Raw genomic sequence first — 11,547 nt, 5'->3', positions numbered from 1 at the left:
TCCGAGGGGGCAGAGCCCCCTTGCTTCCGTCGGACCGGCATCAGCCGGTCCGAACCCAATCACCCATGCATTCCCAACCCATTGGCAATCTTCCAGATCCGCCAATGGTCATGCGGCATGTGACTCTGCACCAACCCGAAAGGCCGGAACGCATCATGCACCGCGTTCGAGAAACAGGGTACGCCCCCGACATTTGGGCTCTCACCCACACCTTTCGCACCAATCGGATGGTGCGGGGACGGGGTCACCGTATAGTCGGTGATATAGTTCGGCGTCTCCCACGCGGTCGGCAGGAAGAAATCCATCAGCGTACCGGTCTTCACATTGCCCATCTCGTCATAGGCAATCTCCTGCCCCATCGCGATGGCCAAGGCCTCGGTCACGCCGCCATGGACCTGCCCGTCGATGATCATCGGGTTGATCCGCGTGCCACAATCGTCCAGCGCATAGAACTTGCGAACGTCCCATTCGCCGGTATCCACATCGATCTCCATGACGCAGATATAGGCCCCGAACGGATAGGTCATGTTCGGCGGGTCGTAATAGCTGACCGCCTCCAGACCGGGTTCCAGCCCCGGGATCGCCTGATTGTAGGCGGCAAAGGCGATTTCCTTCATCGTCTTGAACCGCTCGGGCGCGCCTTTGACCGCGAACCGATCCACATCCCACTCGACATCGTCGTCGTGGACCTCGAGCAGATAAGCCGCGATCATCTGCGCCTTGGCGCGGATTTTACGCGCAGCCATCGCCGTTGCCGCTCCGGCCACAGGCGTGGACCGAGACCCGTAAGTCCCCAGACCATAGGGCGCGGTGTCGGTGTCGCCTTCCTCCAGCGTGATGTCATCGGCAGGCAACCCGATCTCACTGGCGATGATCTGCGCAAAGGTCGTGGCATGGCCCTGACCCTGAGAGATCGTCCCCAGCCGCGCGATGGCAGATCCTGTCGGATGGATGCGGATTTCACAGCTGTCGAACATCCCTAGACCAAGGATATCGCAGTTCTTAACCGGGCCAGCCCCAACGATTTCGGTGAAATGCGTCAGACCAATTCCCAGCAGCTTGCGAGTCTTACCGGCTTTGAAATCCTCAACCCGCTGCGCCTGTTCCGCACGCAGACCGTCGTAATCAACAGCCTTCAGCGCCTTGTCCCAAGCGGTGTGATAATCGCCCGAGTCATACTCCCAGCCCAGCGCCGATTGGTACGGGAACTGATCGGCCTTGATGAAGTTGATCCGCCGCAGCTCGGCCGCGTCCATGTTCAGCTTGATGGCCAGAACCTCGATCATCCGTTCGATGAAATAGGCGGCCTCGGTCACGCGGAAGGAGCAGCGATAGGCCACCCCACCGGGGGCCTTGTTGGTATAGACGCCATCCACAGCCAGATAGGCGGTCGGGATGTCATACGACCCGGTGCAGATGTTCATGAACCCCGCCGGGAACTTGGTCGGGTCGGCACAGGCGTCAAAGCCGCCGTGATCCGCTGTAGTATGGCACCACAACCCGGTGATCTTGCCGTCCTTGGTGGCGGCGATCTTGCCCTGCATCCAGTAGTCGCGGGCAAAGGCGGTGGACATCAGGTTCTCCATCCGGTCCTCAACCCATTTCACCGGCTTGCCTGTGACAATCGAGGCCACGACCGAGCAGACATAGCCCGCATAAGCCCCAACCTTGTTGCCGAACCCGCCGCCGATATCCGGGCTGATCACGCGGATATTGTGTTCGGCAATGCCCGAGATCAGCGAAACAACCGTCCGGATCGCATGCGGCGCCTGAAACGTGCCATATAGTGTCAGCTTGCCCGTCACCTTGTCCATGCTGGCCACGGACCCGCAGGTTTCCAACGGGCAGGGATGGGTGCGGTGATAGTACACCATCTCTTCGGCGACGACGTCAGCCTCGGCCAGTACCGCCTCGGTCGCGTCCTTGTCGCCTTGTTCCCAAGTGAAGATATGGTTGTGATGCTTGCGGGGGCCATGCGCGCCTTCGGTCTGACCCTCAAGGTCTTCGCGCAGGACCACATCGGATTTCAGCGCTTCAAAGGGATCAGTCAGAACGGGCAGTTCTTCGTATTCAACCTCGACCAGTTCCGCAGCATCCGCCGCGATATACCGATCCTCGGCCACGACAAAGGCAACTTCCTGCCCTTGGAACAGAACCTTGCCGTCGGCCAGCACCATTTGCTTGTCACCGGCCAGCGTTGGCATCCAGTGCAGGCCCAGCGGCGACAGATCCTCGGAGGTCAGAACGGCGATCACACCGGGCATCGCCAAGGCGGCCTCTTTGTTCACGCTGACAACGCGCGCATGCGCGTAGGGCGAGCGCACAAAGTCGCCGAACAGCATGCCATCCAGCTTGATGTCGTCGACATAGTTGCCCTTGCCTTGGGTAAAGCGCACATCCTCAACGCGTTTGCGCGAGCTGCCCATACCTTTGAGGTTGGCGGCGCGTTCTTCGGGGGTCAGTGTCTGGTCGTTCATTCCGCAGCCTCCTTCTGTGCACTAAGCATGTCGGCGGAAGCCGAGATCGCCTTGACGATGTTCTGGTATCCAGTGCAGCGGCACAGGTTCCCGGCCATACCGAAACGAATTTCTTCCTCGGTTGGGTTCGGGTTTTCCTGCAGCAAGCGATGCGCGCGGGTGATCATCCCCGGCGTGCAGAAGCCGCATTGCAGCCCGTGGTGCTCGCGGAACATCTCCTGCAATACACCAAGGCTGCCATCGTCATTGGTCAGCCCTTCGACCGTGGTGACATCGGCCCCGTTCACCTGCGCCACGAAGGTGGTGCAGGATTTGACGGACTTGCCGTCGATATCCACGGTGCAAGCGCCGCAATGGCTGGTCTCGCAGCCGATATGAGGGCCGGTGATTTTCAGATCTTCCCGCAGGAAATGGATCAACAACGTGCGCGGCTCGGCCAGACCTTCGACCTGTTTGCCGTTCACGGTGAGTTTGACGTGCATTTTCGACATTTTATCCTCCCCTCACCCAGCGCGGCTTAGCGCACGGTCGATGGCGCGGCGCAGCATCACGGCGGCCACGTGTTTCTTGAATTCGACAGGGCCACGGTTGTCGGCAACGGGTTCGATCGCGTCCAACATCGCAGCAACGCAGCCGTCCACATCGCCATCGGCCAGCGCAGCACTTGCCCCTTCGGACCACACAGGCGTGTCGGCCAGATTGGTCATTGCGACCGAGGCGGTGCCGTTGCCCACCATCACGGCGGCGGCAGCGGTGGCATAGTCGCCGATCTTGCGCTTTTGCTTTTCATAGGCCTGACCGACACCGGCACCCGGCACCGGGATCGAAATCCGGGTCAGGATTTCCTCGTCTTCGCGGGCGGTGAAGTACGCAGCCTCGTAAAACTCACGCGCAGCGACGCTGCGGGACCCATCCGGGCCGGACAGATCGAATGTCGCGTTCAGGCATTGCATCAGCCCCGGCATGTCGTTGCCCGGATCACCATTGGCAACATTGCCGCCAACGGTCCCGACGTAACGCACCTGCGGGTCCGCGATCTGCAACGCCGCTTCGCGGATCAGCGGAATGGCGGCAGCCAGACCTTCATGGGTGATCAGCTCGTGCTGCGTGACCATCGCGCCAAGGGTCACGGTATCGGACCCGACCTCGATGCCTTTTAATTCCTCGATGGCCTGCAGATCGACCAGATGGCCCATCTCGGCCATGCGCAGCTTCATCATCGGGATCAGGCTGTGCCCGCCCGCGATCACGCGCGCCTCGTCTCCGTGTTCCTGCAGAATGCCGATGGCCGAGGCGATATCGCCTGGCCGGTGATACTCAAAACCGGCTGGTATCATATGTTTCCTCCCTGGGTCCGGGCGGTGTGCCTTGGGGGACCTGCAGTCAGCAGAGGGTGCGGGGATCAGCCATTCCAGCCAACGGAAACAGGGCGCGCAGCTTGTTTCACGAAATGCGAATAGGCTGCACGAAATGCGATCAAAGACCCAGCGCCTCGCGGATATCGGTCAGGCGCGACCGGCTGACCGGCACTTTGGGCAAAGCATCGACCCCGTCGAAGTAACAGGTGCCGTTGTCTTTGTGCCGCTCAAAGCTTGAGACGTGGCGGGGATTGACCAGATAGCTGCGATGGGCGCGCAGGAACCCGTCAGGTTGCAGACGGGTTTCAGCCTCGGTGATCGACCACGGGCAGAACAGTTTCTCGGCTCCGATGTAGAGGACGGTGTAATGCCCCTCGGCCCGGATGGCGGCGATGCGGGCGGGTTCGGCGAAAAAGGTCTGGCCTTCGCGCTCGAACGGAACGCCCGCGCGCAGCTGCGCCGTTGGGGTGGGGTCCGGTGTATCGGGCTGCGCTTTGCCCTCCGGCTCGATAAAAGTGATCCCGGTCAGCAGGAACGCGCCGCAGATCAGAAAGACCGAGACGGTGACGCCCATCGCCAACACCCGGTTGTTCAGCGCAGGCCCGGCCCCGCCCGCAGTGTCAGTGGCGACAAAATCGGTCAGCCCGGTGGCCACGAAATGCATGGTAAAGACGGCAAGGCCAAAACACGCGGTGCCCAGCAAGATGTTGCGCTGCGTGCGGTTGTCATAGGCCACCCAGATCGCCAACACCGACAACACGACCGACGCCAGCGTCGAGAGTCCCACGTCCCATACGGTATAGACCGGGCGGCACAGCTCCATCCCGGCCATGCCGACATAATGCATCACCACGATGCCAAGGCCCACGATCACGCCCGCGCCGACAATGGTCTGCATAGTGCGGGGGCGGAAATGCAGCAGCAGCAGCGCGAGGCCCACCATCAGGATCGCCACCAGGGCCGAGATCAGGGTGATCAGCGCGTCGTAGTAAAACAGGATCGGCAATTGCAGGCCCAGCATCGCCACGAAATGCATCGACCAGATGCCGCCGCCCAGAATGACCGCGGCCAGCGCAACCACAAGTTTTCGGCGCTGGTCGTCCAGCCGAGACGCGCCATGAGTCAGAAAAAGGCCCGTAAACCCCGCCATCAGCGCCACGGCCAGCGACGCCGCCACAAGCCAGGCGTTATGTGAGTAATCCAGCATGAAGGTCTGCACGCCCTCCCCGACGCGAGGGAGACCCTAGCAAACGGAATGGAGGGCGACAATCGCCTGTTGGTGTCCGGGGATCAGGCCTGTTTCTCGGCCTGCTCCTCAACCGGTTGCGCGTCCAACTCGATCACGTCCGGGTCGTCTTCGGCTTCTGCCGTATCCTCGCCTTCGGACTGATCTTCGAGCGCGCCAACGATCAGGGGCAGCATGTGCACCCCGGTGGCAGTGGCGATTTCCGGCGTCTGTGGGGTTTGCCAGCTAAGCGTATCGAAGCTGCCGCAATTGGGGCAGACTGGGGCCCATTCGGCCTGAATGTCGTGGCAATTGTCACAGACCCATTGCGGACCGCGCGGCGCGTTCAGCGCCTTGGCCAGCCAACCCTGCACCACCGCGTCCGAAGACCCTTCGCCCCGCTCAATTGCCGCCATGAGCGTGTAAACCCGGGCATCACCCTGTTCTTCCACCACATCGCCCAAGGCGCGGCGCGCTTCGGGGAAATCCTCGGCGACGATATTCAGTTCGGCCAGGATCAGACGGGTTTCCATGTTCTTGGGGTGAATGCGGGTCAGCGCGGTGAAGCGTTTGATCCGGGCAACCGGGGTTTCATCCGGCGCAATCTCGGCAAAGGCATGGGCCAGATCGGGATGGGGCTGAACCTCCCACGCTTTTTTCAGGATCTTGGTCGCGGCGCGGGGCTTGCCCTTTTTGATATACGCCCGTGCTGCCATTGCCGCAGCGGGGACCAGATCGGGGGACAGGCGGTTGGCCTCGATCGCATGTTCCTGCTGCTCGACCGTGGCGTCTTCGTCAAGAATGCCACGTGCTTCGGACAGCGCCAGAACCGCGTCGCGGCGTTTGAACACGTCGCGCGGCAGATGCCCAGCTTTCAGCTTCGAGGTCAGCGTTGACCGCGCCCCGGCCCAATCCTGTGCCTTGGTCTGGAGGCCCAACAGAACGTCCTGCGTTTCTTCGTGTCGTGGCTTCAGCGCCAGGGCCTTTTCCGCCAACTTGCGCGCGGTTTCGTCATCGCCTTCGGCCAGCTTCTGTTTCATGATACCGCGCACGCCGACAAAGCGAGTGGCGTTGTTCGTCACCAGTTTCTTGTAGGTCTCGGACGCCTTTCGGGTATCGCCGGTCAGTTCCGCCGCCTGCGCCACCAGCAGATTGGTCAGCTCCGGTTTGTTCAGCAGTTTCTCGGCCTTATGCGCCTTGGACATGGCCACGCGCCCCTCGCCCGAGGCCAGCGCCATAATCCCGTCCGCCAGCGCCTGATAGCCGCGCTTCTCGCGGCTGCGGTCGAAATAACGCGACAGGGCGGTTTCGTCGCCGTTGAGGAATTTCAGCGTCGCAACCAGCAGGCTGAGCAGCTTGAAGAACAGCCAGACCGCAAACACCAGCACGCCCAGCGCGATCACGGACTGCAACGGGCCAAGCGTGTATTCGGTGCCCGCCACGGTGATCTGCACGCCACCGCTGGTCTGCATCAGGAACTGTGCGCCCAGGGCCAGCAGGCCAATAATCGCTACAAAAACAAGGATCTTAAACAATGACCACAGCATGGCAGGTCCTTCAGTTCGAGTTCAGGCTTGACGCAAGCGTCGTTGCGGCATCAACGGCAGCGATCCGGGTCTGGGCTGCCTGCACCCAGTCGGCCAGTGCCGTCTGGGCCGCCTCGGGCAGGGATTGCACGTCGCTTAGCGCCTTGGACAGATCGCCCTCGGACAGCGCCGCCTGCGCCCGTGACAGAACCGCATCGGGGTTGTCCCCATCCTGCGGTGTCACCGAACGCGCGCCGGTCTGGCGCTGCAGGAAGGCCACCAGCCCGGTCCCCTTGTCGGCATCCCGCGCATCGGCCAGCGCACTGCGCGCCGCCGGTTCAAAGGACGCCCGCAGTGAGGGTAGGGTTTCGACGCCTTTTTCCGAAGGCCCCGACAGCGCATCCGGCACGTCCACGCCGCCCGCTTTCAACTCGGCCACCAGATCGGCATAGGGCTGGCCCGCATCCAACTGACCCTGCAGCCGCGACAAGGTGGCCGCGTTGGTGGCGGCTTTAGCTTCGGCCGAGGCCTTCGCCTCAAGCGCCTGCGCGTCCGAGACCATCTTTTCCACCTCAGCCCGCTGCGCCGTCAGGGATTCGCGCAGCTTCTCCAGTTCCGCCTCGAAGGCGGCGGTGACTTCGGGTGAGACATTGGCCTCTATCGGTGCTTTCTCCAGCGCCGCGATCCGGTCCGTCAGAGGCGTCACCTGCCCGGTCAGGGCCTCAACGCTGGATTTCACTCCTGCCAGATCGCTTTCCACCGGCGTCAGCTTATCCGAAAGCGCCGTGATCTGGTCCGAAAGGCCCGAGGTATCGCCGCCATCCGCAAGTGTCTGGGTCAGCTTGGCGATCTGGTCCGCCTGATCCGACAGCTTGGTTTCCAGCGCGGCAATTGCCGGGTCGGGGCCTGCGTCGTTGGACGGCAGCAACTCGCCGCGCCCGGCAAAAAACCCGATCGCTGCGGCAACGATGCCGCCGATCAGGGCCGGAATGAACCCGCCGCGTTTTTCGACGGTGCGTTCGATGATTTTCTCTTCGACCGGCGCGGGTTCCTGTTCCGCAGGCTCGTCAGGCTGCTCAGCCAGCGTTTCGGCTTCGGCTTCGGCTTCGGCTTCGGCTTCGGCTTCGGCTTCGGCTTCGGCTTCGGCTTCGGCTTCGGCTTCGGCTTCGGCTTCGGCTTCGGAAATCGCCTCGTCTACAGGCTCTGCCGGGTCAAGAGGGGTCTCTTCAGACTCGAGCCCCGAGGCATCTGTCACATCCTCGGCAACCGCATCGGTCTTGGGGGTTTCATTCGGTTCCTGATCGGTTTTCTTCTTACCAGCCACCGCCACATTCCCCTTATCGATTCTAAAATCACCAGAACTACAGACCTGACTACGTTAATCCGCGCCTGTCTCTCCCTCAACCCGCATCGCGTGTTTCACAAGCTTTTTAACGGCCTTACCCATTTTTTTCGGGGTTGGTGCTTTGGCGATCCTCAGCCGCTCATAGTCCAAGGATTTAAGGGGTTCTGCGGTTGCATGGCTGATTGCGGCCAGCCACAAAGGCGCGGAACCGGCCCAGATATCGGCAAATTGTCGCGCCGTGCGGGGAGAAAAAATCGGGGCCAGAACGGGCGCATTTCCGGTTGCGGCTTCGACCGCCTCGTCCGTTAGCGGCAACAGGCGCTGCTGGTAAACCGGCAGTTCCTTCGTGGTCAGGCCCGCTTCGGTCAGCCGTTCGGCGACGTCACCCCGGCCATGCTCTCCGCGCAGGTGCAGCAGCGGGCTTGGAGGTCGGAGTTGCAGAAGCGCGGCCACCAGTTCCTCGGCCGTTCCACCAACCATCTGCGCCTGCCACCCGGCCCCTTTGGCGGTGCCGGTCGTCGCCGGGCCCACGCAATAGGCTGGCAGGCTGCGCGAGACGTCCAGAGACGCGGCAACATTCACCGCATTGGCCGAGGTGAAGATCAGGCCCTGCACCCCGTCCGTCTCGACCTGAACATCCAAAGGCCGGATATCCAGCAAGGGCGAATGTATCACCGTCAGCCGAGACCGGGTGCGGTTTGGCAGTTGCGCAACAAACCTCTCCGAGGCGGCGCGAGGACGGGTCATCAACAAATACAACGGGCGGCGCCTCGGCCTTGGTATTGTTTGCGTCTGCGCGGGGTGCTACCCCGCTTGGCAGCGATGATGCAACGGATCAGGCCGATGGTGCAAACACTTACCGTGTTGGGGTTGGAAAGCAGCTGTGACGACACAGCCGCCGCAATCGTGCGCCAGAGCGCGGGCGCGCGGGCCGAAATCCTGTCTTCGGTGGTGCATGGCCAGACCGAGCTGCACAGCGCCTTTGGCGGTGTGGTGCCCGAGATCGCAGCGCGGGCGCATGCGGAAAAACTGGATGTCTGCGTGGTTCAGGCACTGGAAGGCGCTGGTCTGGCGCTTACCGATCTGGATGCCATCGCCGTTACCGCCGGACCGGGTCTGATCGGCGGTGTGATGTCCGGCGTGATGTGCGCCAAGGGGCTAAGTGCGGCGACCGGGCTGCCGCTGATCGGGGTGAACCACCTTGCCGGTCATGCCCTGACCCCGCGTCTGACTGACGGGATTGCCTTTCCCTACCTCATGCTGTTGGTCTCGGGCGGGCATTGTCAGTACCTGATCGCCCACGGCCCCGAGCAGTTCGCCCGATTGGGCGGCACCATCGACGACGCCCCCGGCGAGGCCTTCGACAAGACCGCCCGCCTGCTGGGGCTGCCGCAACCCGGCGGCCCGTCGGTCGAGGCCGAGGCCTGCGCGGGCGATCCCAAGCGGTTCCGTTTTCCCCGGCCTCTGCTGGATCGTCCCGGCTGCGATCTATCGTTCTCCGGCCTCAAGACCGCGCTGATGCGGACGCGAGATCAGATTGTTGTGGAAAAAGGCGGGCTGACAAGGCAGGACCGCGCTGACCTGTGCGCCGGGTTCCAGCAAGCCGTGGTCGACACGCTGGCCGAGAAAACACGGCGTGCGATTGCCCTGTATCTGCAGGAAGAACCCGCCGAGCCGGTGATTGCGGTTGCCGGAGGTGTCGCGGCAAATACGGCCATTCGGGTCGCGTTAGAGTCTGTTTGCACCGAAACAAACACGCGTTTCACCGCCCCACCCCTGGCCTTATGCACCGACAACGCGGCCATGATCGCCTATGCGGGGATGGAGCGGTTTCGCACCGGCGCGCAGGACGGGCTGGACCTGACCGCCCGTCCGCGCTGGCCGTTGGATCAGACCAGCCCGGCGATGCTGGGTAGCGGTAAGAAAGGGGCCAAGGCATGAGCGTTTCGGTTCTGGGATCGGGTGCATTTGGCACCGCTTTGGCGATCTCGTTGGCAGGGAACGGGCCCGTTACCCTTTGGGCGCGCAATGCGGATCAGGCCACGCAGATGGCTGCCACGCGCGAAAACCCGCGCTTGCCGGGTGTGGCTTTGCCGCCCGGTATCTCCGTCACCGCCGATATCACGCTGGCCGTCCAGGCGGATAAGCTGTTGTTGGCGGTTCCAATGCAGCAGTTGCGCTCTGCCCTGTCGCAGCACACGGATAATCTGGCCGGAAAAACGCTGGTCGCCTGCTGCAAGGGGATCGAACTTTCCACCGGCATGGGTCCCGTTGCCGTCATCACTCAAACCATCCCGGACGCGCAGCCCGCCTTGCTGACCGGTCCAAGTTTTGCCGACGATATCGCCCGGGGCCTGCCCACGGCACTGACTCTGGCCTGCTCTGACCCGGCTTTGAGCGAGGCCCTGCAAGCGGAACTGACGACCGCCAACCTGCGCCTTTATCGGACCACCGACACCGTAGGCGCGGAACTGGGCGGGGCGCTGAAGAACGTGATGGCGATCGCCAGCGGTGCCAGCATTGGCGCGGGTCTGGGCGACAGCGCCCGGGCGGCGTTGATCACGCGGGGCTTTGCCGAGATGCAGCGCTTTGCCGCCCTACGCGGGGCGCAGCCCGAGACCTTGATGGGCCTGTCCGGCTTGGGCGATCTGGTGTTGACCTGTTCGTCGGAATTGTCGCGCAACTACCGCTACGGCCTGTCGTTGGGCCGCCAGCAAAGCTTTGACGCCAGCACCACGGTCGAAGGCGTCGCCACCGCCCGCGCCACGGCGGAGATCGCCGCGGCCGAGGGTCTGGACATGCCCATCTCTACAACAGTGGCTGAACTCAGCCACGGGGCCTACAGTGTGGCTCAGGCGATTCAATCGCTGCTGGGTCGCCCACTTAAGGAGGAATAACATGCTGATCGCCCTGATCGCCCGTGACAAAGACGGAGCCCTGCAAACCCGGTTGGACAACCGCGCCGCCCATCTGGCCTATATCGAAGAAACCGGCGTCGTCGCGCAGGCGGGTCCGCTGCTGGACGGCGAGACGATGATCGGCTCGCTGATCATTCTGGAGGTCGAAGATCTGGCTGCCGCGCAGGACTGGGCGGCAAATGATCCCTACGCGCTGGCCGGGCTGTTCGCCTCGGTCGAGTTGATCCCGTGGAAACGGGTGATCGGCTGATGGCGTTTTGGCTGTTCAAATCCGAACCCTCAACCTGGAGCTGGGATCAGCAGGTTGCCAAGGGCGACGCGGGCGAGGAATGGGATGGCGTGCGCAACTATCAGGCGCGCAATTTCATGCGGCAGATGGCGGTGGGCGATCGGGGGTTCTTTTATCATTCGCAGAAGGACAAGGCGATCGTCGGCATTGTCGAGGTCTGCGCCGAGGCCCATCCCGACAGCACCACCGATGACGACCGCTGGGAATGCGTGGATATCAAAGCGGTGCGCCCGTTCACCACGCCAGTCACGCTGGACCAGATCAAGGCGGAAGAACGGCTGGCCGAGATGGTGCTGGTCCGCAACTCGCGCCTGTCGGTGCAACCGGTAAGCGAGGCCGAATGGGGATTGATCTGCGGGTTGGGTAACACCGATCCTGATTGAACCCGTGTGCCCGACCGGGCACGAAT

Annotated in this window: 11 protein-coding genes; 4 read left to right on the top strand and 7 right to left on the bottom strand. The window is 62.8% G+C overall.

Annotation, left to right across the window (positions count from 1 at the left end; genetic code table 11):
- Nucleotides 1-59: 59 nt before the first annotated feature.
- The 7 genes from ACR0JN_RS10625 to ACR0JN_RS10595 all read right to left on the bottom strand — a co-directional run bounded on the left by ACR0JN_RS10625 (nt 60) and on the right by ACR0JN_RS10595 (nt 8,678).
- Nucleotides 60-2,477 (bottom strand): aerobic carbon-monoxide dehydrogenase large subunit, encoded by a 2,418-nt coding sequence (locus ACR0JN_RS10625; RefSeq protein WP_480885487.1) that lies wholly within the window; start codon nt 2,475-2,477, stop codon nt 60-62.
- Entirely contained in the window at nt 2,474-2,968 is a 495-nt protein-coding gene (locus ACR0JN_RS10620; RefSeq protein WP_480885485.1) for a (2Fe-2S)-binding protein, read from the bottom strand. Before ACR0JN_RS10620 ends, ACR0JN_RS10625 begins: the two co-directional genes overlap by 4 nt.
- 12 nt (nt 2,969-2,980) lie before the next feature.
- Nucleotides 2,981-3,814 (bottom strand): FAD binding domain-containing protein, encoded by an 834-nt coding sequence (locus ACR0JN_RS10615; RefSeq protein WP_480885483.1) that lies wholly within the window; start codon nt 3,812-3,814, stop codon nt 2,981-2,983.
- Between the two features lie 139 nt (nt 3,815-3,953).
- The gene (locus ACR0JN_RS10610; protein ID WP_480885482.1) at nt 3,954-5,042 is read right to left on the bottom strand and encodes an MHYT domain-containing protein; all 1,089 of its coding nucleotides are present in this window, start codon (nt 5,040-5,042) and stop codon (nt 3,954-3,956) included.
- Between the two features lie 83 nt (nt 5,043-5,125).
- Complete coding sequence (locus ACR0JN_RS10605; RefSeq protein WP_480885480.1) at nt 5,126-6,607, bottom strand: heme biosynthesis HemY N-terminal domain-containing protein; 1,482 nt, start codon at nt 6,605-6,607, stop codon at nt 5,126-5,128.
- A gap of 10 nt (nt 6,608-6,617) precedes the next feature.
- On the bottom strand, nt 6,618-7,910 hold the full coding sequence (locus tag ACR0JN_RS10600) for a COG4223 family protein (RefSeq protein WP_480885479.1): 1,293 nt from the start codon (nt 7,908-7,910) through the stop codon (nt 6,618-6,620).
- Nucleotides 7,911-7,964: 54 nt separating this feature from the next.
- A complete protein-coding gene (locus ACR0JN_RS10595) occupies nt 7,965-8,678 on the bottom strand; it encodes a uroporphyrinogen-III synthase (protein WP_480885477.1) in 714 nt (237 codons plus the stop codon).
- Nucleotides 8,679-8,774: 96 nt separating this feature from the next.
- Between ACR0JN_RS10595 and tsaD the strand changes: the two genes are divergently transcribed.
- Genes tsaD through ACR0JN_RS10575 form a run of 4 tightly spaced genes read left to right on the top strand, consistent with a single transcriptional unit; the run spans nt 8,775 to nt 11,521 of the window.
- Nucleotides 8,775-9,872, top strand: coding sequence for a tRNA (adenosine(37)-N6)-threonylcarbamoyltransferase complex transferase subunit TsaD (gene tsaD, locus ACR0JN_RS10590; RefSeq protein WP_480885475.1), 1,098 nt, complete (start codon nt 8,775-8,777; stop codon nt 9,870-9,872).
- Nucleotides 9,869-10,828: an NAD(P)H-dependent glycerol-3-phosphate dehydrogenase gene (locus ACR0JN_RS10585; RefSeq protein ID WP_480885473.1), complete on the top strand. Its 960-nt coding sequence runs from the start codon at nt 9,869-9,871 to the stop codon at nt 10,826-10,828. Before tsaD ends, ACR0JN_RS10585 begins: the two co-directional genes overlap by 4 nt.
- A gap of 1 nt (nt 10,829) precedes the next feature.
- Nucleotides 10,830-11,099, top strand: a complete 270-nt coding sequence (locus tag ACR0JN_RS10580; RefSeq protein WP_480818132.1) for a YciI family protein — start codon at nt 10,830-10,832, stop codon at nt 11,097-11,099.
- Nucleotides 11,099-11,521 (top strand): EVE domain-containing protein, encoded by a 423-nt coding sequence (locus tag ACR0JN_RS10575; protein WP_480885472.1) that lies wholly within the window; start codon nt 11,099-11,101, stop codon nt 11,519-11,521. The genes ACR0JN_RS10580 and ACR0JN_RS10575 overlap by 1 nt, the downstream gene beginning before the upstream one ends.
- The last annotated feature ends 26 nt before the right edge of the window (nt 11,522-11,547 follow it).

It is taken from the genome of Ruegeria sp. G12 (genome assembly GCF_056533565.1).
This window is presented reverse-complemented; position numbering and strand designations above follow the sequence as displayed.